The organism is Rhodopila sp. (assembly GCF_035548095.1).
In the GTDB taxonomy this organism is placed as follows: Bacteria; Pseudomonadota; Alphaproteobacteria; order Acetobacterales; family Acetobacteraceae; genus Rhodopila.
The window spans coordinates 116,874-138,948 of record NZ_DASZUV010000002.1; the positions used below are offsets into that span (position 1 = coordinate 116,874).

Sequence of the window (22,075 nt, forward strand, 5' to 3'; positions counted from 1 at the left end):
GTGAGCGGCGACCGCACGATCGGGATGCGTACTGCTCAGGCCACTTCGGCTCTCGCGCCTGCGTCCGCGACGCGCGTCGCGCCTATGACGCGGGCCGATGCGCTCGGAGGAATGTCCGGACGCGGTTGATCGTCCGCGCCTTCAGCTCCGGTGGCTCACGCCATGGAAACACCGTGATCTCGGCGTTGGGACACAGCGAGGCGACATCAACGGAAGCCTGATGCGGGTGTGCGGGCGTATTATCCGGCAGCACCAGGATCGGTGTCTGACAGGCCCGGGCGAAATCGCGCGAGACGCTGTACACGAAGTCGGGACGGGCCCGATAGAGATTATGGAGATATTTCTCCACCATGCTCATGTTCAGGTCGGCGTGGCGCCCCAGCAGTTCAGGCGCCCATACGTCGCGGCCGGACCGATACATGACATCCGGGTCGTCATCCCAGTGCCCGACCGTCTGCACCAGCACGGCGGCCTTCACCCGGTCTGGCGCGCGCTCCATCAGCTTCATGGCGAAACATCCGCCGATGCAGTAGCCCATGAAGGCGAATTCGCGGATGCCAAGATGGTTCATCAGGCCGAGCTGGTCATCGGCGAACGCACCCCATGGATCGTCGACCGCGATCGGTCCGACCGACTCGCCGCCGTTGGCGTTTCGCTGATCCATGGTGATGCAGCGGAATTCGTCGCTGAAGATCTCCATCGCGTTGAAGACCGCGGTCGGCCAGTTGCTGACGCGGGAGTTCAGGCCACCACCTGGCGTGACCAACAGGGGGAATCCGGTGCCAGCTTCTTCATAGCGGATGGTGACGTCGCCGTTCTGGTAGTGAGGCATGCGATCCACTCCCTGTCGATTTTGTCGGGAGAGTGTCGTGCTACTGGACGGTGGCGTAAAGCGGCGGACGGCGGCGCGCCCGGGCCAGGGTGAACCCGGGCTGCCTGCCAATAGCCACGTGGCCGCGTCGGCCCGGGCCGCCGAAACCGCCGCGATCCGATGGGCCCGATTGAAACCATCACGGTCCGCCCGTGCCGCTCATCCCCGTTCGGCGTTCGGTGTCCGTGGCACCACACGCTCGATCTTCACCGCGACGTGGTTGTTCTTCTGACCGATTCGCCCCTCGAACATCACCACGCTGCCGCAGCGCACCTGCACCGGCTGGCCCGGTCCGACATTCAACAACATACGCTGCCCCGGCTTCAGCGCGATCACGTCGGACAGACGCATCGTGTGCTCATCCAGCACCACCGACAGATCGACGTCGGTGTTCCATAACTCCTCGGCAAGGTGGGTTTCCCAGATCGAGTCACGGCCGAATTTCTCGCCCATGAACTGCTGCAGCAGCAACTCGCGTACTGGCTCCAGGGTGGCATAGGGCAGCAGCAGTTCCAGCCGGCCGCCGCGATCCTCCATGTCGATGCGCAGCCGCGCAAGGATGGCGGCGTTGGACAGGCGAGAAATGGTGGCGAAGCGGGGATTCACCTCCAGCCGCTCAAAGCGGAAGGTGACGGGGCATAGCGGGTCGAAGCTCGTGGACAGATCGGCCAGCACCACCTGGATCAGGCGTTCCACCAATGTACGCTCGATGGTGGTGTAGGGCCGTCCCTCGATCCGCATCGCCGCGGTACCGCGCCGGCCGCCCAGCAGCACATCGACGATCGAGTAGATCATCGCCGAATCGATGACCATCAGGCCCTGGTTGTCCCATTCCTCGGCCTTGAACACCGCCAGCATCGCGGGCAGCGGAATGGAATTCAGATAGTCGCCGAAGCGCAGGGAGATGATGTTGTCGATTCCGACCTCGACATTGTCCGAGGTAAAGTTGCGCAGGCTCGTCGACATGATCCGCACCAGCCGGTCGAACACGATCTCCAGCATCGGCAGGCGCTCGTAGGACACGAGGCCGGAGCTGATGATCTTCTGCATGCCGGTGCGGACATCACCGGCGGCCGCGCCGTCATCAAAGCCCAGCAGGCTGTCGATTTCCGCCTGGTTCAGCTCGCGAGCCGGCACCGCGCCGGTCGGTGCCGCTTCCCCTTCCCCGTCCGCACCGGCTTCGGCAGCCCAGGCCGCGGCGAGTTCCTCGTCGGACTGGCTGCCGCTCATTGCACCAGCATCTGCGTGAACAGCACATCGCTGACCGTGTTCGGCGCGACGGCGATGTTGGCCCTGGCGATCAATTCCTCACGCAGGCGATAGGTGCCGGCGGAGCCACGCAGCTCCTCCGGACGGATTTCGCGCAGATAGGTCTGAAACATATCCTGCAGGCGGGGAATGGCCGCCTTGACCTTCTCCACGTCCTCCTGCTTCGGCACCTCGATCCGGACCACCACCTTGATATAGGCCGGCTTCCGCGTGCCGTTCAGATTGGCAACCATTTCGGGCAGCTCGACATAGGCTGGCGGGCCGCGCTTCGCCTCGGCCCCGCCATGCTCACCGCCGTGATCGCCTTCGCCGTGCATCTCCTTATGGCTACCCAGCAGGTTCGGCAGGATGCCGGTGACCCACAAGCCAGCCCCACCCAGCAGCAGCACCAGGACCGGTGCGGCGATCAGGATCAGCTTTTTCTTGCCAGCCTTTTTCGGTGGCTCCGCGGACGGATCATCCTCCGCTGGCTTGGGCTTGGGCGCGGCGCTCATGCGCGCCACTCTGGCGCGCACCGGTTAACGAAAGGTTATCGCCCGAACCGGTCGGGTGGCGCGCCGCGGCGGTTCAGCGCAGCGAGGCGTTGATCTTTTCCAAGGCCGCCGATCCCGGCACCAGCACCTTGTCCGGCAGCGCATTCAGCGGCGTTTCCGAGGTCCTCAGATGCTGGTGCATGTCGCGCGGCTCCGGATCGACATACAGCAACCCGGTGACGATCTCCCCCGCCGCCTTACGCTGGCTCATATACGTCATCGCCGCGGTGCGGTCATACATGTCGTAATCCATGCTGACCTTGCGCAGCCGCAGACGGGAGCCATCGTGCTGGGTGACGATCTCCACCGAACCGGGGGCATAATCGACAGTGATTTCCTTCCGGCCGGTGATGACGTCCAGGTAGTTCACCGCCGCATTGTGCTCCCGCACATAGTCGAAGCTCTTGGTGGAGCCTTCGTGGTTGTTGAAGGCCACGCAGGGGGAGATGCAGTCGATGAAGGCGGCGCCTTCGTGCTTCAGCGCAGCCTCGATCAGCGGCACAAGCTGCGCCTTGTCCCCGGAGAAGCTGCGGGCGACGAAGGTGGCGCCGAGCTGCAGGGCCATGCCGACGAGGTCGATGGCCTCATCGCTGTTCACGACGCCGCGCTTGGACTTGGCGCCCCTGTCGGAGGTGGCCGAGAACTGGCCCTTGGTCAGGCCATAAACGCCATTGTTCTCGACGATGTAGACCATGTTGACGCCGCGCCGCATGGCGTGCGCGAACTGGCCGATGCCGATCGAGGCACTGTCGCCGTCGCCGGACACGCCCAGGTAAATCAGGTCCCGGTTGGCCAGGTTGGCACCGGTCAGCACCGAGGGCATGCGCCCGTGTACCGAATTGAACCCGTGCGAGGCGCCCAGGAAATAGGTGGGCGTCTTTGAGGAGCAACCGATACCGGACAGCTTGGCGATGCGATGCGGCGGCAGGTCCAGCTCGAAGCAGGCCTTCACGATGGCGGCGCTGATCGAATCGTGGCCACACCCGGCGCAGAGCGTGGAAATCGCGCCTTCGTAGTCGCGCCGCGTGAAGCCCAGCGCGTTCTTCTGCAGATCCGGATGGTGCAGCTTCGGTTTGGCCAGGAAGGTCATGCGGCAACCTTTTCAAGCTGGGCGGCGATGGCGCCGGCGATGAAACGGGCGCTGATCGGCGTGCCGTCGTAATGGACGATCTTGACCAGCTTCTTCGGATTGATTTCGAGCTCGTTGATCAGCAGCGAGCGCATCTGGCCATCACGGTTTTGCTCGACCACGAACACCACATCATGTGCGTCGATGAAGGCCGCCACCTCGTCACCGAAGGGGAAGCCGCGCAGCCGGAGCAGATCCAGGTCGATGCCATCCTCTGCCAACATCGTGTCGGCTTCGTTGATCGCCGGGCTGGTCGACCCGTAATAGATCGCGCCGTACCGGGTCGGCTTTTCCGACGGACGTTCGATCGCCTTCGGCACCAGGGTGGCGGCGGTGCGATGCTTCTTCAGCAGCCGCTCCATGTTCTCCTGGTAGTCCACCCCTTCCTCGGAGTAGCGCGCCATGCGGTCCTTGGAGGTGCCGCGGGTGAAGAACGATCCCTTGGAGGGATGCGTGCCCGGCAGGGTGCGGTATGGGATGCCGTCGCCGTCGACGTCCAGATAGCGGCCGAAGACTTTCCCGGCTTCCAGTTCCTCCGCGGTCATGACCTTGCCACGGTCCAGCACGCGGCTGTCATCCCACTGGAAGGGCCGGCACAGGCGTTCGTTCATGCCGATCTCCAGGTCCAGCAGGACGAAGATCGGGGTCTGCAGCCGGTCGGCCAGGTCGAACGCCAGAGCCCCGAACTCGAAACACTCATAGGGGTCTTCCGGCAGCAGCAGCACATGCTTCGTGTCGCCGTGGGACGCATAGGCGCAGATCAAGATGTCGGTCTGCTGTGTGCGGGTCGGCATGCCGGTGGACGGGCCGGCGCGCTGCACATCGAAGATCACCGCCGGAATCTCGGCAAAATAGGCCAGGCCGACGAATTCCTGCATCAGCGAGATGCCGGGTCCGGAGGTCGCGGTGAACGCCCGCGCGCCGTTCCAGGCGGCACCGATCACCATTCCGATCGAGGCCAGCTCATCCTCGGCCTGGACAATGGCGAAGTTGTTCTTGCCGGTTTCCTTGTCCACCCGCAGGCGGCTGCAATAGCGGGTGAACGCCTCGGCCAGGGATGTGGATGGCGTGATCGGATACCAGGCGCAGACGGTGGCGCCGCCATAAACGGCACCCAGCCCGGCCGCGGCATTGCCCTCGATGAAGATGCGATCGCCGATCGTATCGGCCTTCCGCAGACGCAGGCCGATCGGATACGGCAGGTTCTCCTTCACCCAGCTCCGGCCCATGTTCAGCGCGGCGACATTGGCCTGGATCAGCTTGTCGCGGCCTTTGAACTGTTCGGCCAGCAATTGCTCGATCACCGCCGGGTCCATGTCCAGCAGCATCGACAGCGCACCCAGGCCGACGATGTTCTTGAACAGCTGCCGCTGGCGGGCGTCCTGGTACGCGGCGTTGGTGATCGCGGTCAGCGGCACGCCGATCACGTGGATGTCGGGCCGCATGCGCTCGACCGGGATCGGCTTGGTGTTGTCGTAGAACAGATAGCCGTTCGGTTCGATCGACTTGACGTCCTTATCCCAGGTCTGCGGGTTCATCGCCACCATCAGATCGGGTCCGCCGCCGCGCGCGGCCAGGTGGCCCTCCTGCGAGATGCGGACCTCGTACCAGGTCGGCAGACCCTGGATGTTGGACGGAAAGATATTGCGCGGCGTCGCGACGACCCCCATCCGCAGCACCGCCTTGCAGAACAGGGCATTGGCGCTGGCGGAACCGGAGCCGTTGACGTTGGCGAACTTGACGACGAACTCGTTGACCCGCTGGAGGCCCTCCAGACGGTCTACTTGCTGCAGCATGCGTTTTCCGCCTGTGCCATGTCGAAGAAAAAGCGTTGCATGTCCCAGGCGCCGGTGGGGCAGCGTTCCGCACACATGCCGCAATGCAGGCAGACATCCTCATCCTTGGCCATGATGCGGCCGGTCTTGAGGACGCCTGATACGTACAAGGCCTGGTCCAAGTCGTGCGCCGGGGCGTTCAGCCGGGTGCGAAGCTCCGCCTCCTCCCCGTTCGCGGTGAAGGTGATGCAGTCCACCGGGCAGATATCGACGCAGGCATCGCATTCGATGCACAGCGTGTCGGTGAACACCGTCTGCACATCGCAGTTCAGGCACCGCTGCGCCTCGGCAAAGGCCAGCTTGAGGTCGAAGCCCAGCTCCACCTCGGCCTTGATATCGGTCAGTGCCGCCTGTTTCTCCCGGTGCGGCACCTTGAAGCGCAGGTCCGGGGAGACGGCGTTGTCGTAGCTCCACTCATGGATGCCCATCTTCTGGCTGACCAGGGTGACGCGCGGCGGCGGGCGGTCGGCCTTGATGTCCAGGCCCTGGCACAGCAGGTGGATGGAAATGGCGGCCTGGTGGCCATGCGCCACGGCCCAGATGATGTTCTTCGGCCCGAAGGCGGAATCGCCGCCGAAGAAGACGTTCGGCACGCTGGACTGCAGCGTCTCCTCATCCAGGACCGGCAGGCCCCAGTCGTTGAAAGCCAGGCCGATATCGCGCTCGATCCAGGGGAAGGCATTTTCCTGACCGACCGCCACCAGCACGTCGTCGCATTCGAAGAAGGCATCCGGCTCCCCGGTCGGCACCAGCCGGCGCCGGCCCCTGGCGTCGTACTCGGCTTTCACCTTCTCGAACGTCATGCCGTAGAGGCGGCCGTTATCGTGTTTGAATTCCTTCGGCACCAGGAAGTTCAGGATCGGGATGTCCTCCCGGATCGCATCCTCCTTCTCCCACGGCGAGGCCTTCATCTCCTCGAAGCCGGAGCGGACGATGACCTTCACGTCCTCGCCGCCCAGGCGGCGGGCGGAGCGGCAGCAATCCATCGCCGTGTTGCCGCCGCCCAGCACGATGACGCGCCGGCCGATGGATTTGATGTGACCGAAGGAGACCGAGGAGAGCCAGTCGATGCCGATATGGATATTGGCGGCGGCTTCCTGACGGCCGGGGATCGGCAGGTCGCGCCCGCGCGGGGCGCCGCAGCCGACGAAGATCGCGTCATAGCCGCCGTTCAGCAGCGCGTTCAAACTGTCGACACGCTCCCCAAGCCGCATGCTCGGGCCCAGATCGGTGATGTAGCCGATCTCCTCGTCGATCACCTCTTCCGGCAGCCGGAATTTCGGAATCTGGGTACGGATGAAACCGCCAGCCTTCCGTTCGCCGTCGAATACGTCCAGCTCATACCCCAACGGCGCCAGGTCACGGGCGACGGTCATGGAGGCGGGGCCGGCACCGACCAGGGCGATGCGCTTGCCATTGCGGGTCGCAGGCGCTCGCGGCATCCGATCGCTGACATCGCCCTTGAAATCGGCGGCGACGCGCTTTAGGCGGCAGATCGCGACAGGCTCTTCCTCCACCCGGCCACGGCGGCAGGCCGGCTCACACGGGCGGTCGCAGGTACGGCCCAGGATGCCGGGGAAGACGTTGGATTTCCAGTTGATCATGAACGCGTCGGCATAGCGCTCGGCGGCGATCAGGCGGATATACTCCGGGACCGGCGTGTGCGCGGGGCAGGCCCACTGGCAATCGACCACTTTGTGAAAGTAGTCGGGTGCCTTGATGTCAGTCGGCTGCAAACGGGACTCCTCTCCTTCGCCGGGTCGGCCGCTTTGAAGATGCGCCGTTGGCCGGACCTACCGAGCGAATTCGGTGCGATGTTTCGATTGTGGGAACGCTAGCCGGAATCGGCCCGAACGGCAATTCGCCCCCAGAGGCTCGGGCGCAACCCAGGCATCGGCACGATGCATGCAGGGGGACAGGCAAGGGAGCACGCAACCGCCTCGCCGGCGGTCACGGCGCGGACTGGCGAGGGAATTGTTCATGATGGCGGATGACCTCCCGAATGATGAAATGAAGGTATTTTTCCGCGAATTCAGGATCGAGCCGGGCCGTCTCGGCCAACTTGCGCAGACGGCCGATCTGATAGGCCTCGCGTCCGGGATCGCCGGGCGGCAGGTTGTGCCTGGCCTTCAAGGCGCCCACCTGCTGCGTGCAGCGAAACCGCTCGGCCAGCATGTGGATCATGGCCGCATCAATATTGTCGATGCTGCCGCGCAACTCATTCAGCGCCGCCAAGGCGTCTGATGGGTCCGGCATGGCTCTTCTCCTCACGTAGGAAGCACGATGTGTCCGGAATCCAGCCGGGGCCGGACCGCTCACGAGCCCGGCAGGACCTTGCTATGGCCGCATCCCGAAGCTGGACGGGCCCGGCTCGCGCAGCGGCGCGGCCAGATTGGCGAAATCGCACAGCAAGCGGCGGGTGTCCCGCGGATCGATGACCTCGTCCACCCAGAATGCCTCGGCGGTGCGGAATGGCGAGCGCAGCCGGTTCAGCCGCAATTCGATCTCCTCCAGCTTCGCCTCGGGGTCCGGTGCGGCATCGATCTCGGCGCGATAGGCCGCCTCGATCCCGCCTTCCAGCGGCAGCGAGCCCCAGCTCGCGGATGGCCAGGCATAGCGCAGGCAGAGGCGCCCGACCGGCTGGTGGCCCAGCCCGCCGACGCCGTAGCAGTTGCGCACGATGATGCTGCACCAGGGCACCGTGGTCTGGTTGATCGCCGACAGCGCCCGTACGCCCCAGCGGATCACCGCCGTGCTTTCGGCCCGCAACCCGACCTGGAAGCCGGGGCAGTCGACCAGGTGCACCACCGGCAGGTGGAAGGTCTGCGCCATGTCGACGAAGCGGATGATCTTGCTGCAGGCATCCGCGGTCCAGGCACCGCCCTCGAATAACGGATCGCCCGCCATGACCGCCACCGGCCAGCCGTCCAGGCGGGCGAAACCGGTGATGATGGAGCGGCCGAACAGCGCCCCCATTTCGAAGAAACTGTTCTTGTCCACCACCGAGGTGATGATCCGGCGCATATGGTACGCCTGCTTCTTCACCTTGGGAATCGCCGAAATCAGCTTTTCCACCCGCCGGTGCGGGTCGTCCCAATTGCGCACCCGCGGCGGTACGTCATGGATCGAGCTGGGCAGGTAGGACAGGAAGGTCCGCGCGGCCTCGAACGCTTCCGCCTCGGTGTCCACCGCGTGGTCGACGGCGCCGCAACCCAGCTGGATCTGCCAGCCGCCCAGCTCCTGCTTGGTGCGCGGCTCGCCGAGCCGCTCCACCACCGGCGGGCCAGCGACGAAGACCGCCGCCATCTCCTTCACCATGACCGAGTAATGCGCGGCGACAAGGCGCGCGGCACCCAGGCCGGCGACCGATCCCAGGCCCAGCCCGACCACCGGCACCTGCGACATCTGGTTGGCCACCAGATCGAAAGAGGTCGTCTCGGTCAGTCCGCCCGGCAGGTTGGCACGCCCCGTGGTCTCGATCGTCTTCACCGATCCACCACCGCCGGATCCTTCGATCAGGCGGATGATCGGCATGCGGAACTGCGTGGCGATCTCCTCCGACATTTTTGGCTTGGCCTTGATCGAGGCATCCGCCGACCCGCCACGCAGGGTGAAGTCGTCCCCGGCGACCACGACGGGCCGCCCGTCCAGCAGGCCACGGCCGAACACGCAGTTGCCCGGCATGAACGCGATGATGTTACCGCTGTCGTCGTAGCTGGCCTTCCCGGCGATGCTGCCGATTTCCTGAAATGTGTCGGCGTCCAGAAGACGATCGATCCGCTCACGCACCGTCAGCCGGCCGCCGGCATGCTGGCGTGCCACCCGCTCCGGCCCGCCCATCTGCCGCGCGAGTTCCTGGCGGTGGCGCAGCTCGGCAAGCTCCGCCTCCCAGCCGACGGGGGCGGATCGCGCCGCCTCGACCGGGGTGGATGAAATCACATTGTCATCGGCCATACGCTTCCGTCCGCCCGTTCCCTCTGATTGTCGCGGAAAGTACGGGGGTTCCAAGCGATGTGCAACAAAGGCGGCGGGTCGTTCCGTGCGCGGGTGGGATCAATCCGCGGGCGCGGCGGCACGGCGGGCAAGGCGGCGTCCCATGCGGAGCAGGAGTTGACGGTCATCGGGCGCACACTCCCGGTAAAGGCGGAGCAGTGCCACCTCGTCCCCCTGCGCTGCTTGCAAGGGCGCCTGCTTGTCCTTGCCGTACATCAGAAATTCGACCCCGGTGTCCAGCGCCGCGGCGATGCGCGCCAGGTTTCCGGTCAGCTGGCCAGCGCGCCCGGTTTCCCACTGTGCGATGGCGCTGCGGGAGACGCCGATCCGGCGGGCGAGCTGGTCCTGGGTCATGCCGCGGTCGATGCGTTCCTGACGAAGGCGGGCACCGATCGTGGTGGGGGAAGTGACCATGAACGTTAGAATAACTGACATCAACGGCTGAAACCACAGTTTTCGCCAGGCCACCGCCGCAAAAGACAAACCGCTCGGCTCGGGAGGCGACCGCCCAGCCACGCCACATGTCGGTGCGAGCCGAGCGCGGCGCGCCGGACGGCGCAGATCTCATAGGACCGACCACCTCAGCCCAGCCGGATTCCCCGCTGGCAGCCGAATTCGAAATGCTAATATTTCCTATTTGGGTAAATATTCTGTTGACAGGCTCATGTTAGTCATACTAACTATTGCTCCGGAAACCTGCCATCCCTGGAGACGCTCTGTGCCTGAGAAAATTATCTGGACCGACGGCCAGGATACCCAAATCCGCCGCCTGCGCACCGAGGGCGCCTCCTGCGATGTGATCGCCCTGCTATTGGGCGTGACTCAAGCCGCCGTGGCCGAACGGGCCCGCCATCTCGGCGTCGATACCAAGCCCGTCACCGATCCGGATCAGGCGGATCGCCCGCCGATGCCGGCCGGCCATCCGGCCAGCTGGGGCGCCCTTACCCGAGGCACGACGCTACAGGACGTGCCATTCCGCGGCCCCAACACGATCCGCTGACGACCAGGGGCGGCGGATCCAGCGGCGAATCCCAGGGCGGCTGTCATCGCCTCCTCATCCCAGGTCGCCAGGCGCGCCCTCTCTTCACCCGCCCGCAGGGCGACCACGATTTCGACCGGAAGGACCCGTTGCCATGGCTCCTCGCGCTAAACCGCCGATTGCCCTGACGTCGCAGCCGCCGATGCGGCCCGTGGCCACCAACGGCTACGGCATCGACGCCGACTTCATCATCTATCGGCTGGAGGAAGCCGGTGCGACGCTGCTCGCCCTGCCGTCCGGCGGCTACAGCACGCGGCTGCGGACCTCATCCCTGGAGATCGTCCGCACCGCCCTGGAGGCCTATGGCTGGAGCGACGCGCGCATCCGCCCACCGGTGCCGTCCGCCGACAAGATCGACCGCATGGACGAGGCAATGAGCTGGCTGAGCCTGATCCCGATCGACCGCTATGTGCTGCGCCGCGTCGTCGGCGCCCGCAGCCTGGTGAACCCGCTGACCGATCGCCACCTGTATCCGTGGCGCCGGCTGGGCAAGGCGCTGGGCGCCGACCACAAGGCAGTGCAGCGCTGGCATGCCCAGGGCATCGCATTCATCCTGGATGGGTTGCACGCGGACTGACGGCGCGTCCCGATCGGGCGCTTGAGGTCCCGATCCGGTCGATGGCCGTTATGTCGGTGACCGTTATGGTGCCTTGTGGATCGGGTCGACCCAAAGCACTTCCTCGGGCTTCTCGACCGGTTCGATGTCCAGGTTCACGACGACGGCTTCGTTGTCGCTGCGCACCAGGACGCACTCAAGCGTCTCCTCGGTGCTGGCATTGATCTCCTGGTGCGGAACATAGGGGGGAACGAAGATGAAGTCGCCCGCCTCGGCCTCGGCGACGAATTCCAGCTTTTCGCCCCAACGCATCCGCGCCTTGCCGCGCACGACATAGATCACGCTTTCCAGTGCGCCGTGGTGATGCGCGCCGGTCTTGGCATTGGCATGGATATGGACGGTGCCGGCCCAGATCTTCTGCGCACCCACCCGAGCCTTGTTGATGGCGGCAGCTCGGTTCATCCCGGGGGTCTGTGCGGTGTTGGTGTCCAGCTGATCACCCTTGATCACCCGCACGCCGTTCAGCCGCCAGTCGACCGTGCCAGGAGCCGGCGGGGCGTCGTGATGATGGTCATGATCGTGCTGATGGTCGTGAGAGTGGCTCATGATGTCAGTTCCCTTGTGCCGATCACTGGCTTGCCGATCTGGCTCGCCGATCACTGGCCGGCGACGAAATGTTCCAGCCAATGGATCGTGTAGTCGCCGGACTGGAAACCGGGGTCGTCGACGATCTTCTGGTGTAGCGGAATCGTGGTCTGGATGCCGACGACGACAAACTCCTCCAGCGCCCGGCGCAGGCGATTGATCGCCTCCTCCCGGGTCGGTGCGTGGACGATCAGCTTGGCGACCATACTGTCATAATATGGCGGCACGAAATAGCCGGCGTACAGCGCCGAATCGATCCGCACACCCAGTCCGCCTGGCGCGTGATAGGCGGTCACGCGGCCAGGTGTCGGCGTGAAGGTTTTCGGATCTTCCGCGGTGATGCGGCATTCGATCGCATGACCGGAGAAGGTGATATCCCGCTGCCCGTAGCCCAGCGCGGCACCGGCGGCCAGGCGGATTTGTTCCCGCACCAGATCGATCCCGCAGACCATTTCGGTCACCGGATGCTCGACCTGCAGCCGCGTATTCATTTCTATGAATGCGAACTGCCCGTCCTGGTAGAGGAATTCCAGCGTCCCGGCGTTGCGGTAGCCCAGTTTGCGCAGCGCGGTGGTCGCGGTTTCACCCAGCCTGGCGCGGTCCGTTGCGGAGATGGCGGGCGAACCCGCCTCCTCCAACAGCTTCTGGTGCCGTCGTTGCAGGCTGCAATCGCGCTCACCGAAATGTACCACCTCGCCATGGTTGTCGGCGAGAATCTGCAGCTCGATATGCCGCGGCCTGTCGAGGAATTTCTCGATATAGACCGCGTCATTGCCGAACGCCGCCCTGGCTTCGGCGCGCGCGGTCTGGAACGCCTCCTCCAGCTCGCCGGCCTCTCGCGCCACCTTCATGCCGCGCCCGCCGCCACCCGCCGCCGCCTTGATCAGCACCGGATAGCCGATCCGGCTTGCAACTTTCCGGGCCTCCGCCAGATCCGCTACCGCGCCGTCCGAACCCGGCACCAGTGGCACGCCCAGCGATGCCATCGCCTCCTTCGCGGCGATCTTGTCGCCCATCATGCCGATATGGCCGGAGGATGGCCCGATGAAGGTCATGCCATGCGCCTCGACCATTTCGGCGAACCGCGCATTCTCCGACAGGAAGCCGTAGCCGGGATGAATGGCCTCTGCACCGGTGATGGAGGCCGCGGAGAGAATGGCAGGTATGTTCAGATAGCTGTCCTTTGCCGCCGGCGGACCGATGCAGACGCTTTCATCGGCAAGGCGCACATGCATGGCCTCGGAATCCGCGGTCGAGTGCACCGCCACCGTGGCGATGCCCAGTTCGCGGCAGGCGCGCTGGATGCGCAGGGCGATCTCACCGCGATTGGCGATCAGGATCTTCTGGAACAATGGCTTATTCCAGGATCATCAGCACTTCGCCGTATTCCACGGGCGAGCCGTTCTGCACCAGGACCGCGGCTACGGTACCCGCCTTGGGAGCCTTGATCTGATTGAAGGTCTTCATCGCCTCGATCAGCAGCAGCGTCTGGCCGGCGGCAACGGTCTGCCCGACGGTGACGAACGGGGCGGCGCCGGGTTCCGGCAGCAGATACGCCACGCCCACCATCGGGCTGGTCACCGCGCCGGGATGCGCCGCCATATCGGGGACACCGGCGCTCGAGGAGGCGGCGCTGGAAGCAACCGCCGAGCCCGCGGATGGCGCGGGTGCGGCGGCCGCGATCACGGTCGCGCCCGCCGCACCGCCGCGCACGACCTTGATGCGGCTGTCCTTCTCGGCGATCTCGATCTCGGTCAGGCCGGTCTCGGTCAGCACGGCGGCCAGTGCCCGAATCGCATCGGGATCAATCGGGATACGGGTCAACGGCATTCCTCCAGAAGATCGGCCCTCGGAACGACAACGCCGTATCGGACGGCGTGCCACCACGGTTCGCCGCCGCGCGTAGCACAGCAGGTGCCCCCGGTCCATGTTGCGGCGCCGTGCTTGCCACGGGCGCCGACATTGCGAGCCGCCGCACCGCGCCCCATACTCGTGTCATGCACAGTTCCGTAACCCTGACGCTGAATGGAGAGAGCCGGGTCTTTCAGGGGCCAGCCGACGGTCCCCTGTCGGTCGCCGGCCTTCTCGTCACCCTGGGTCTCGACGCCCGGAAGGTCGCCGTCGAACGGAACGAGGAGATCGTCCCCCGCTCTCGCTATCGTGAAACCTGGCTTGTCAGCGGCGACTCCCTGGAAATCGTGCATTTCATCGGAGGAGGCTGAGACATGGACGGATCTATCGCGGCGGACGACACCTGGACGGTGGCCGGGCGCACCTTCCGCTCCCGCCTGATCGTCGGGACCGGCCGCTACAAGGATCTGGAGGAAACCGGGCGCGCGATCGAGGCCAGCGGAGCGGAGATCGTCACCGTCGCGGTGCGGCGCGTGAACCTCTCGGACCCCGGCGCACCGATGCTGCAGGACTACGTCGATCAAAAGAAATACACCTATCTTCCGAACACCGCCGGTTGCTTCACGGCGAAGGACGCGGTGCGCACGCTGCGCCTGGCACGCGAGGCGGGGGGCTGGAACCTGGTCAAGCTGGAGGTGCTGGGTCCGCCGCCACTGCTGTACCCCGACATGCAGGGCACGTTCGAGGCGGCGGAGGCGCTGATCAAGGACGGGTTCGAGGTGATGGTCTATTGCGCCGATGACCCGCTGGCGGCGAAACGGCTGCAGGAAATGGGTTGCGTCGCCATCATGCCATTGGGCGCGCCGATCGGGTCCGGGCTGGGCATCCAGAATCCGGCGATGATCAGCATGATGATGGAGCAGGTGACGGTGCCGTTCCTGGTCGATGCCGGCGTGGGCACCGCGTCCGACGCCGCGATCGCGATGGAGCTGGGCTGCACCGCCGTATTGCTGAACTCGGCCATTGCGCACGCCAAGGATCCGATCCGCATGGCCAAGGCGATGAAGCTGGCAGTCGAGGCGGGACGCCTTGCCTATCTTGCCGGGCGCATGCCGCGCCGGATGGGTGCCGATCCGTCCAGCCCATTGACGGGCCTGATCCGCTGACGCGACCCCGGTTACGTGGCCCCGGCCGGCGAAACGATCGCCGGCCGGTTTCATGTCCGCCTGACCGACCGGCCCGCCGCGCGCATGCTTTATCAGCTCTTTGATTCAGGAGCGCGATTTACATCTTCCGACCGCCGGTTTCAGGCGATCGCGCCTTAATCGCCGTTCACGCCGACCGTTTCCGACAATGGCGGGCACGGTTTTTCATCACCGATCGCAATGGACCCGACGGCCCTGACGAGCCGGCGTCAAAGCCGGTTCATATCAGATGTAATGTTCCGCCAGCGGTGCGAAACCGTTGAAGCGCGTGCTGGCGTAGGTGGTGACATAAGCGCCGGTCGACAACAATTCCACGCGGTCCCCGGATGTCAGGGCCAGTGGCAGGCGATAGTTCGACTTTTCATACAGAATGTCGGCACCGTCGCAGGTTGGCCCGGCGATCGCCACCGGCCCCATCGCACCGCCGTCGTGCGACGTGGCGATGCGATACTTGATGGCCTCGCCCTCGGTCTCGGCCAGGCCGCCGAAACGGCCAATGTCCAGATACACCCAGCGGACCGGGTCGTGAGGATTCCGCTGACTGACGAGTACGACCTCGGCGCAGACGAGCCCGGCATCGGCAACGATGAAACGCCCGGGCTCCACCACCATCTCGGGCAGGGCATTGCCGAAATGCGCCGTCATGGTGCGCATGATCGCGTCGCTGAAGCGGTCGATTTCGGGCACGTCATCGCGGTAGCGGGTCGGGAATCCGCCGCCCAGGTTCATCATGCGCAGATTCACCCCGGCCTCGGTCAGGTCGGTGAACAGCATGGCGACCTTGGCGATCGCGACCTCATAGGCTTTGGTCGTGGTCTGCTGGCTGCCGACGTGGAATGACAGGCCGTACGGGTCCAGACCCATGCCGGCCGCAGCCAGCATCAGATCGCGGGCATTGTCGATCGTGGTGCCGAACTTCCGCGACAACGGCCAGTCCGCTCCGTCGTTCTCGACCAGGATGCGGCAATAGACGCGCGCGCCGGGTGCGTGCCTGGCCAGTTTTTCCAACTCTTCCCGGGAATCGAAGGCGAACATCGGCACACCCGCCGCGTGCGCCTGGCGGATGGCGGAGACCTTCTTGATCGTGTTGCCGAAGCTGATGGACTCGGGCGGTGCGCCGGCGGCCAGGCACAGCTCGATTTCCTCCATGCTGGCGGCGTCGAAGAAGCTGGACAGGCCGACAAGGCGCTCCAGCACCTGCGGCGCGGGATTGGCCTTCACCGCATAATATATGCGAGCCAGCGGCAGCGACCGCCGCAATGCGTGGAAATTGGCTTCCACGCGGTCGACATCCAACACCAGGCACGGCGTCGCCGGCTGTTGCTGCGACAGGAAACGGGCGATTTTCGGGGTCATCGCGCCGGGCCTCCCATTCTGACGCTCACCTGTTCAGGCGATGAGCGGAGTTAACGAAACGGTCGAACGAACCAGCGACCAAACGATTGCCAGAACGCTTGACGTCGTTGCGTAACCACAGAGGGCCAGAGGCACGTGCGTTGCTGCGTAGGGGGACGCACATAAGACCGCCCCGGGGTGGGTGCAATAGCAAAGTCGTCCCGGCGGGAATTTTTGTCCGGGCCGGGCCAAAGGGTTACCGGCTGGGCTGAAGGTCCAGTACGCGTCGGGACGCGCGTTGGGTATGCGGGCGTGCTTTTGCACACGAAACGCCACCTGGATGATCCAGGCGGCGTTACGGGGAAACAGCCGGTAGACCGGACGTAATCAGGCCTTCCGGCGCCGGCCGCGGGCAAGTCCCAGACCGGCCATGCCGACACCCAGAAGCGCCATCGAAACCGGCTCCGGCGTCTCGACCGCGGCCAGGTATGGGCCGGGGGAGATGCCGCCGGCCAGTTCATAGATGCCGGCGGCGCCGTTAAAGTCGAGCAGATAGGCCTGATTGGTCACGCCGGCCCCCGCCGGATTGCCGTCGTCCCAGTACCAGAGGCCACCGCCGTCACCGATGGCGGCAACGATCCAGTACTCGTTACCGGAGGTCTCATTGAGGATGGTCGCCGCGGTGGCGAAATCGATCGCCAGGCTGACCAGGTTCGGCGAGGTGGTGCTGAGGCTGGAGACGGCGACCGAACCGAGCGAGATCTCCTTGCTGAGGTCGGGGGCACCGGCAGTGCCGGTCGCGCCGCCCGAGCCGTCATCCGGTGCGAGATAGATCATGATCGACCCGCCAGGGGTCGTGACGCCGTCATAGCCCAGGGCCAGCGTGACGCGGGAGGGCAGGCCGCTCGTCGGGTCGGGCAGATAGAATGACTGGCCAACCGTCGTGGCGCCGTCGATGGTGCCATCCGCGGACACGGCGTTCGTCCCGCTGATGGAATCAAAAATGATGGCGGCCTGGGCATAGGGCGCAGCCAACACGCCCATCAGCGCAGTCGCCGCGAAAAGCTTCTTCATCAAGCGGGCACCCTTCAATCAACTTGTGGCTGTATGCCCACGCAGATTTCATGCCAAAAGATAAAATCATTTTGGATCAGTCTATTAGCTTTTCTAATATTTCATTCTGCCACATGAATGTAAAAAATCCCGACACTTTCTATTCGCCTTAAGGTGGTGGCTGTAGCAATGATTGGCAATAATCGTCCCGACAGGGCGCGATAAAGCCGCCAAAATGGCTCATAAAATGAGATTTGAGTCTTGTTGTGGAATGTATCTCTTGGAACAGGATGACACTTATTTGTCAGAGGACATGGTCGGGGGAGGAGGCAGCTCCATTGGGAAAAGCATTATATTTTTATTCAACAATGTGTTTTTTGGACGCTCCTGCAGATCACATCCAGACATGTCACGGCCGTTGCTCCCGGCGCTGGCGGGATGGTAAACCGGTGCCGCGCTGCACAACGGCGATCTGCTGTGCGCGGCACTGAAGATCTCGTGTGCATTGCACAACGGAGGCCCCGTGACGGAACTGCATTGGCTGCCATCACATCCGGAATGGCGACAGGCAGTGAAGGCCATCCCCGCGGACCCCGACACCGCCTGGGACAAGGCGGTCGGGCTGGCCAATGCACGCCTCAACTTCGTCCTGACCAACGCGCTGGACGAAACCGTGCGACGCACCCTGCCTCACGGCCCGGACACGCTGCCGACGAAGAAGGTGCGGCTGGCGGTCCTCGGCTCCTCCACCCTGGCTCATTTACTGCCGGCGATCCGCGTCGGCGGCCTGCGTCGTGGACTTTGGATCGACACCTACGAAAATGACTACGGTCAATATCTGCAGGAGCTGTCGGATTCCGATTCGGCCCTGCATGACTTCAAGCCGACCGCCATTCTACTGGCACTGGACGCTTATCATCTGACCGGCGGCATCACCGCCGCCATGGATCGCGGCAGCGCCGATGCCGCGCTGGCCGAAATGGCCGATCACATCCGCGAAACCTGGCGTCTGGCGCGGGACGCGTTTCGCTGCCCGATCATCCAGCAGGCGGTGCTGCCCGTGCATCTGCCGGTCCTGGGCAACAACGAACATCGTCTGCCAGGCTCCAAGGCCCATTTCGTCACACGGCTGAATCAGGCCATCCGAGCGATGGCGGAGGAGGAAGGCGTTGACGTGCTGGCGCTGGATGAGCGTGCAGCGCGCGACGGGCTCACGAAGTGGCACGACGCGGCGCTGTGGCATCGGTCGAAGCAGGAGGTTTCGCCCACTGCGGGACCGATGTACGGCGACCTGATCGGGCGCTGGCTGGCGGCAAAGCAGGGTCGCTCCTTCAAATGCCTGGTCATGGACCTGGACAACACGCTGTGGGGCGGCGTGATCGGCGACGATGGGCTGGAAGGGATCGCGCTAGGCCAGGGCAGCCCGTTGGGTGAGGCCTACGTAGCTTTTCAGGACTATGCCCGCGAACTCGGCCGCCGCGGCGTCATCCTGGCCGTCTGCTCCAAGAACGATGAGGCCAACGCGCTGGAACCGTTCGAAAAGCATCCGGACATGGTCCTGAAGCGCGGCGATATCGCCAGCTTTGTCGCCAACTGGTCCAACAAGGCGGACAATGTTCGCGCGATCGCGGCGGAGCTCAATATCGGCATCGATTCCCTGGTGTTCATCGACGACAACCCGTTCGAGCGGAACCTGGTGCGGCAGGAACTGCCGATGGTCGCGGTGCCCGAGGTTTCGGACGACCCGACCAGCTACCCGATCGCATTGGCGGATGCCGGATATTTCGAGGGGCTGGCGATCACCGATGAGGATCGCGAACGCACCGCGCAATATCAGGGCAACAAGGCACGGGAGGCGCTGAAAGCCTCGGTCACCGACCTGCCGGCCTATCTGCGCGGGCTGGAGATGCAGTTGATCTGGAAGCGCTTCGACAGGATCGGGCTGCAGCGCATCACTCAGCTGATCAACAAGTCGAACCAGTTCAACCTGACGACACGCCGTTACACGGAAGAGGACGTGATTGCCGTGATGGCCGACCCGGACGCGTTCGGCCTGCAACTGCGCCTGACCGACCGGTTCGGCGACAACGGCATCATCGCCATCGTCATCGGCCGTCTGCAGCCGGATAAGGATCTGCTGATCGATACCTGGCTCATGAGTTGCCGCGTGCTGGGCCGCCAGGTCGAACCCACGACGCTGAACCTGATTGCACAGGAAGCCGGCCGACTGGGCGCGCGACGGCTGGTCGGCGAATACATCCCCACCAGAAAGAACGGCATGGTGAAGGATCACTACGCCAGGCTGGGCTTCACCGTGATGGAAAACGACCCGTCCGGGGGCAGCCGGAACATTCTCGACCTCGCGGGCTTCACGCCCGCCGAGACCTTCATTCACGTCGTTGAGGGCTGATTAGAATGGCGAGCGAAGCGGACATCTATGCCGCATTGACAGGCATTTTTCATGACATCTTCATGCGTGACGACCTGGTCCTGACTCCCGACCTGTCAGCCAAGCAGGTCCAGGGCTGGGACAGTTTCAAGCAGATCGAGATCATCATGGCGAGCGAGGAGAAATGGGGCATCAAGTTCAACACCCGTGAACTCGACAGCCTGCGCTGCGTCGGCGATCTGGCGGGACTAATCGCCACCAAGACCGCCTGAAGCCAGGCGGCTCCGCCACCCTACACGATCGGGCCATTGACCTCCCGCGTCAGCTTCTGGCGCATCGCCTCGGTGAAATCGGCGTAGGTCCGGCAGGTGACCACGAACGCGCCCGGACCACCGATGACGCTGTCGGTGTAGGAAGTGACCAGGTCCGGCTCCTCATGCAGGATGCACAGGCCGTTGATGGTGATCCCGGCCGAGGCCATCCGATCACGGATCGGACCAGGCTCCACGCCGTCGTTCGACCGCCCGTCACCCACCACGTCCACCACGCTGCGCTTGGCCGTGACGGGCATATGAGACAGCAGGGTCAAGGCAGCCAGCAGTGCCTCGCCGATTGCAGTGGAGCCGGCCCTGACGAGGCGCGGCATGTTCTCCACCTCGTCGGCGAACGCATGCAGGGCCTCGGCCGTCCGGACGACGGTCCAGGGCGTGATCACCTCCTGGGCACCGGCGCCCGACCAGAGCAGCAACGACAACAGGCTGCCGCCGACCAGGCCTTGAACAACCGTCGGGTCGCGCAGCGCCGCCGCCATGCCTCCGGCGATCAGCCCGAATTCCTCGTAGGTGACGCTGGCGGACCCGTCCACCGCCAGCACCAGGGCAAGATCGACTCTGTCGGCCGTGGCTGCCTCACCGCTTCTCGATATTCGGCAGCAATGCGGTCAGCAGGCCGATCAGCGGCAGGAAGGAACAGACCTTATAGACTGTCTCGATGCTGGTCATGTCCGCGATCTGTCCCAACGCCGCGGCACCCAGGCCGCCCAACCCGAAGGAGAAGCCGAACACCATCCCCGCCACCATGCCGACGCGCCCGGGCATCAGCTCCTGCGCGTAGACGACGATGGCCGAGAAGGCGGAGGCCAGGATGAAGCCGATGGTGACGCTGAGCACACCCGTCCACATCAGGCTGGCGTAAGGCAGCATCAGGGCGAAGGGGAACGCCCCCAGAATCGAGAACCAGATCACCGGCTTGCGGCCGACGCGGTCGCCAATCGGGCCGCCGAAGAAAGTACCGGCCGCGACGGCGGCCAAAAAGGCGAACAGGTGCAGCTGCGCGCTTTGCACCGACACACCGAACTTCTGGATCAGGTAGAATGTGAAATAGGAACTGAGGCTGGCCGTGTAGACGTTCTTGGAGAACAGCAGGACCAGCAGGATCGTGAACGCGAAGATGACGGTCGATCGCTTGAAGGGCGAGGGCGCGATCGCCACCGCCGCGCGCTTGCCACGCCGCGCCGCCATCGCCGGATGACGCGAATACCAGAGGCTGACATTGGCGAGGATCAGGATTGCCAGCAGTGCCGCGGCCGAGAACCAGGCCACGCTGCCCTGCCCGCGCGGCACCACGATGAATGCCGCCAGCAGCGGTCCGATCGACGATCCCGTTGAGCCACCCAGCTGGAACAGCGATTGCGCGAAGCCATAGCGTCCACCCGATGCCAGCCGAGCAATGCGTGAGGATTCCGGATGGAACACCGAGGAGCCGATGCCGACCAGCGCGGCGGCGAGCAGGATCAGGCCGTAGCTGTTGGCCACCGACAGCAGCAGCAGGCCGGCGAGAGAGCTGCCCATGGCAATCGGCAATGAGAAAGGTTGCGGCCGCTTGTCGGTCACCATCCCCACCACCGGTTGCAGGAGCGAGGCGGTCAGCTGGAACGCCAGCGTAATCAGCCCGATCTGCCCGAAGTCCAACCCATAGGAGTCCTTGAGGATCGGATACATCGCCGGCACCAGCGACTGGTTCATGTCGTTCAGCAAATGGCACACGCTGAGCGACACCAGGATGGCCAGGGTCGTGCTGGAATCGCTGGCAGGCTTTAATGTCGGCGCGTTGACCAGGGATGCCGTCAGTGGCACAGCCGTGGCCATACCTCCGACGGGCTGATTGGCGACGTTTTCACTCACGGGCATGTCCTGTGTCGACGAGGTGCCGGAGTATGGCGTGCAATCTGACGCCGCACCTATGCGGCGGACGGGAAGCAGGTATCTGCCGTCTGGCGTTCAGAAATGCGTAGCTTCTAAAAAATTGCCTTAATCCGAGACGAAATGTCATCAGACGGCGCCCCGCATGGACAACCATGCAAACCCCAAAGG

22 protein-coding genes are annotated in these 22,075 nt (G+C 64.6%); 6 read left to right on the forward strand and 16 right to left on the reverse strand.

Annotated elements, in window-relative coordinates; all coding sequences use genetic code 11:
* Positions 1–82 precede the first annotated feature (82 nt).
* The 9 genes from VHC04_RS02780 to VHC04_RS02820 all read right to left on the reverse strand — a co-directional run bounded on the left by VHC04_RS02780 (position 83) and on the right by VHC04_RS02820 (position 10,065).
* Entirely contained in the window at positions 83–832 is a 750-nt protein-coding gene (locus VHC04_RS02780) for an alpha/beta fold hydrolase (protein ID WP_325677711.1), read from the reverse strand.
* Positions 833–1,030: 198 nt separating this feature from the next.
* A complete protein-coding gene (fliM, locus tag VHC04_RS02785) occupies positions 1,031–2,101 on the reverse strand; it encodes a flagellar motor switch protein FliM (RefSeq protein WP_325677713.1) in 1,071 nt (356 codons plus the stop codon).
* Positions 2,098–2,634: a flagellar basal body-associated FliL family protein gene (locus VHC04_RS02790; protein ID WP_325677715.1), complete on the reverse strand. Its 537-nt coding sequence runs from the start codon at positions 2,632–2,634 to the stop codon at positions 2,098–2,100. Before VHC04_RS02790 ends, fliM begins: the two co-directional genes overlap by 4 nt.
* Before the next feature lie 73 nt (positions 2,635–2,707).
* Positions 2,708–3,763 carry a 2-oxoacid:ferredoxin oxidoreductase subunit beta gene (locus VHC04_RS02795; RefSeq protein WP_325677717.1) on the reverse strand — a complete coding sequence of 352 codons (1,056 nt, stop codon included), beginning with the start codon at positions 3,761–3,763 and terminating at the stop codon, positions 2,708–2,710.
* Entirely contained in the window at positions 3,760–5,598 is a 1,839-nt protein-coding gene (locus tag VHC04_RS02800; RefSeq protein ID WP_325677719.1) for a 2-oxoacid:acceptor oxidoreductase subunit alpha, read from the reverse strand. The genes VHC04_RS02795 and VHC04_RS02800 overlap by 4 nt, the downstream gene beginning before the upstream one ends.
* Positions 5,583–7,373: an FAD-dependent oxidoreductase gene (locus VHC04_RS02805; RefSeq protein WP_325677721.1), complete on the reverse strand. Its 1,791-nt coding sequence runs from the start codon at positions 7,371–7,373 to the stop codon at positions 5,583–5,585. The genes VHC04_RS02800 and VHC04_RS02805 overlap by 16 nt, the downstream gene beginning before the upstream one ends.
* A 214-nt stretch (positions 7,374–7,587) precedes the next feature.
* Positions 7,588–7,893, reverse strand: a complete 306-nt coding sequence (locus tag VHC04_RS02810; protein ID WP_325677723.1) for a chorismate mutase — start codon at positions 7,891–7,893, stop codon at positions 7,588–7,590.
* An 81-nt stretch (positions 7,894–7,974) separates the two neighbouring features.
* The gene (locus VHC04_RS02815) at positions 7,975–9,591 is read right to left on the reverse strand and encodes an acyl-CoA carboxylase subunit beta (protein ID WP_325677725.1); all 1,617 of its coding nucleotides are present in this window, start codon (positions 9,589–9,591) and stop codon (positions 7,975–7,977) included.
* Between the two features lie 99 nt (positions 9,592–9,690).
* Positions 9,691–10,065, reverse strand: coding sequence for a helix-turn-helix domain-containing protein (locus tag VHC04_RS02820; protein ID WP_325677727.1), 375 nt, complete (start codon positions 10,063–10,065; stop codon positions 9,691–9,693).
* A gap of 283 nt (positions 10,066–10,348) precedes the next feature.
* Between VHC04_RS02820 and VHC04_RS02825 the strand changes: the two genes are divergently transcribed.
* A complete protein-coding gene (locus VHC04_RS02825) occupies positions 10,349–10,630 on the forward strand; it encodes an AsnC family protein (protein WP_325677729.1) in 282 nt (93 codons plus the stop codon).
* 133 nt (positions 10,631–10,763) lie between these two features.
* Positions 10,764–11,246 carry a DUF6362 family protein gene (locus tag VHC04_RS02830; protein ID WP_325677731.1) on the forward strand — a complete coding sequence of 161 codons (483 nt, stop codon included), beginning with the start codon at positions 10,764–10,766 and terminating at the stop codon, positions 11,244–11,246.
* Between the two features lie 63 nt (positions 11,247–11,309).
* Here VHC04_RS02830 and VHC04_RS02835 read toward each other — a convergent pair whose 3' ends face one another.
* Genes VHC04_RS02835 through accB form a run of 3 tightly spaced genes read right to left on the reverse strand, consistent with a single transcriptional unit; the run spans position 11,310 to position 13,694 of the window.
* Entirely contained in the window at positions 11,310–11,831 is a 522-nt protein-coding gene (locus VHC04_RS02835; RefSeq protein WP_325677733.1) for a cupin domain-containing protein, read from the reverse strand.
* A gap of 50 nt (positions 11,832–11,881) precedes the next feature.
* Positions 11,882–13,222, reverse strand: a complete 1,341-nt coding sequence (gene accC, locus VHC04_RS02840; RefSeq protein WP_325677735.1) for an acetyl-CoA carboxylase biotin carboxylase subunit — start codon at positions 13,220–13,222, stop codon at positions 11,882–11,884.
* Between the two features lie 4 nt (positions 13,223–13,226).
* On the reverse strand, positions 13,227–13,694 hold the full coding sequence (gene accB / locus VHC04_RS02845) for an acetyl-CoA carboxylase biotin carboxyl carrier protein (protein ID WP_325677737.1): 468 nt from the start codon (positions 13,692–13,694) through the stop codon (positions 13,227–13,229).
* A gap of 173 nt (positions 13,695–13,867) precedes the next feature.
* Here accB and thiS point away from each other — a divergent pair, with 173 nt between their 5' ends.
* Entirely contained in the window at positions 13,868–14,092 is a 225-nt protein-coding gene (thiS, locus tag VHC04_RS02850) for a sulfur carrier protein ThiS (protein ID WP_325677739.1), read from the forward strand.
* Between the two features lie 3 nt (positions 14,093–14,095).
* Positions 14,096–14,887 carry a thiazole synthase gene (locus tag VHC04_RS02855; protein WP_325677741.1) on the forward strand — a complete coding sequence of 264 codons (792 nt, stop codon included), beginning with the start codon at positions 14,096–14,098 and terminating at the stop codon, positions 14,885–14,887.
* A gap of 264 nt (positions 14,888–15,151) precedes the next feature.
* On the opposite strand, the gene VHC04_RS02860 is transcribed toward VHC04_RS02855, so the two are convergent.
* On the reverse strand, positions 15,152–16,282 hold the full coding sequence (locus VHC04_RS02860) for a type III PLP-dependent enzyme (RefSeq protein WP_325677743.1): 1,131 nt from the start codon (positions 16,280–16,282) through the stop codon (positions 15,152–15,154).
* A gap of 366 nt (positions 16,283–16,648) precedes the next feature.
* Positions 16,649–17,335, reverse strand: a complete 687-nt coding sequence (locus VHC04_RS02865) for a PEP-CTERM sorting domain-containing protein (RefSeq protein WP_325677745.1) — start codon at positions 17,333–17,335, stop codon at positions 16,649–16,651.
* 502 nt (positions 17,336–17,837) lie between these two features.
* Here VHC04_RS02865 and VHC04_RS02870 point away from each other — a divergent pair.
* Both VHC04_RS02870 and VHC04_RS02875 read left to right on the forward strand, forming a co-directional pair.
* The gene (locus tag VHC04_RS02870; RefSeq protein ID WP_325677747.1) at positions 17,838–19,724 is read left to right on the forward strand and encodes an HAD-IIIC family phosphatase; all 1,887 of its coding nucleotides are present in this window, start codon (positions 17,838–17,840) and stop codon (positions 19,722–19,724) included.
* A 5-nt stretch (positions 19,725–19,729) separates the two neighbouring features.
* Complete coding sequence (locus VHC04_RS02875; protein ID WP_325677749.1) at positions 19,730–19,975, forward strand: acyl carrier protein; 246 nt, start codon at positions 19,730–19,732, stop codon at positions 19,973–19,975.
* 20 nt (positions 19,976–19,995) lie between these two features.
* On the opposite strand, the gene VHC04_RS02880 is transcribed toward VHC04_RS02875, so the two are convergent.
* On the reverse strand, positions 19,996–20,628 hold the full coding sequence (locus VHC04_RS02880; RefSeq protein ID WP_325678253.1) for a DUF1194 domain-containing protein: 633 nt from the start codon (positions 20,626–20,628) through the stop codon (positions 19,996–19,998).
* Positions 20,612–21,886 (reverse strand): MFS transporter, encoded by a 1,275-nt coding sequence (locus VHC04_RS02885; RefSeq protein WP_325677751.1) that lies wholly within the window; start codon positions 21,884–21,886, stop codon positions 20,612–20,614. The genes VHC04_RS02880 and VHC04_RS02885 overlap by 17 nt, the downstream gene beginning before the upstream one ends.
* Positions 21,887–22,075: the final 189 nt, after the last annotated feature.

Coding starts and splice junctions, on each gene's coding strand:
- VHC04_RS02780 (WP_325677711.1), bottom strand. CDS start 832: ATGCCTCACTACCAGAACGGCGACGTCACCATCCGCTATGAAGAAGCT.
- fliM (WP_325677713.1), bottom strand. CDS start 2,101: ATGAGCGGCAGCCAGTCCGACGAGGAACTCGCCGCGGCCTGGGCTGCC.
- VHC04_RS02790 (WP_325677715.1), bottom strand. CDS start 2,634: ATGAGCGCCGCGCCCAAGCCCAAGCCAGCGGAGGATGATCCGTCCGCG.
- VHC04_RS02795 (WP_325677717.1), bottom strand. CDS start 3,763: ATGACCTTCCTGGCCAAACCGAAGCTGCACCATCCGGATCTGCAGAAG.
- VHC04_RS02800 (WP_325677719.1), bottom strand. CDS start 5,598: ATGCTGCAGCAAGTAGACCGTCTGGAGGGCCTCCAGCGGGTCAACGAG.
- VHC04_RS02810 (WP_325677723.1), bottom strand. CDS start 7,893: ATGCCGGACCCATCAGACGCCTTGGCGGCGCTGAATGAGTTGCGCGGC.
- VHC04_RS02815 (WP_325677725.1), bottom strand. CDS start 9,591: ATGGCCGATGACAATGTGATTTCATCCACCCCGGTCGAGGCGGCGCGA.
- VHC04_RS02820 (WP_325677727.1), bottom strand. CDS start 10,065: ATGTCAGTTATTCTAACGTTCATGGTCACTTCCCCCACCACGATCGGT.
- VHC04_RS02830 (WP_325677731.1), top strand. CDS start 10,764: ATGGCTCCTCGCGCTAAACCGCCGATTGCCCTGACGTCGCAGCCGCCG.
- VHC04_RS02835 (WP_325677733.1), bottom strand. CDS start 11,831: ATGAGCCACTCTCACGACCATCAGCACGATCATGACCATCATCACGAC.
- thiS (WP_325677739.1), top strand. CDS start 13,868: ATGCACAGTTCCGTAACCCTGACGCTGAATGGAGAGAGCCGGGTCTTT.
- VHC04_RS02855 (WP_325677741.1), top strand. CDS start 14,096: ATGGACGGATCTATCGCGGCGGACGACACCTGGACGGTGGCCGGGCGC.
- VHC04_RS02860 (WP_325677743.1), bottom strand. CDS start 16,282: ATGACCCCGAAAATCGCCCGTTTCCTGTCGCAGCAACAGCCGGCGACG.
- VHC04_RS02865 (WP_325677745.1), bottom strand. CDS start 17,335: ATGAAGAAGCTTTTCGCGGCGACTGCGCTGATGGGCGTGTTGGCTGCG.
- VHC04_RS02875 (WP_325677749.1), top strand. CDS start 19,730: ATGGCGAGCGAAGCGGACATCTATGCCGCATTGACAGGCATTTTTCAT.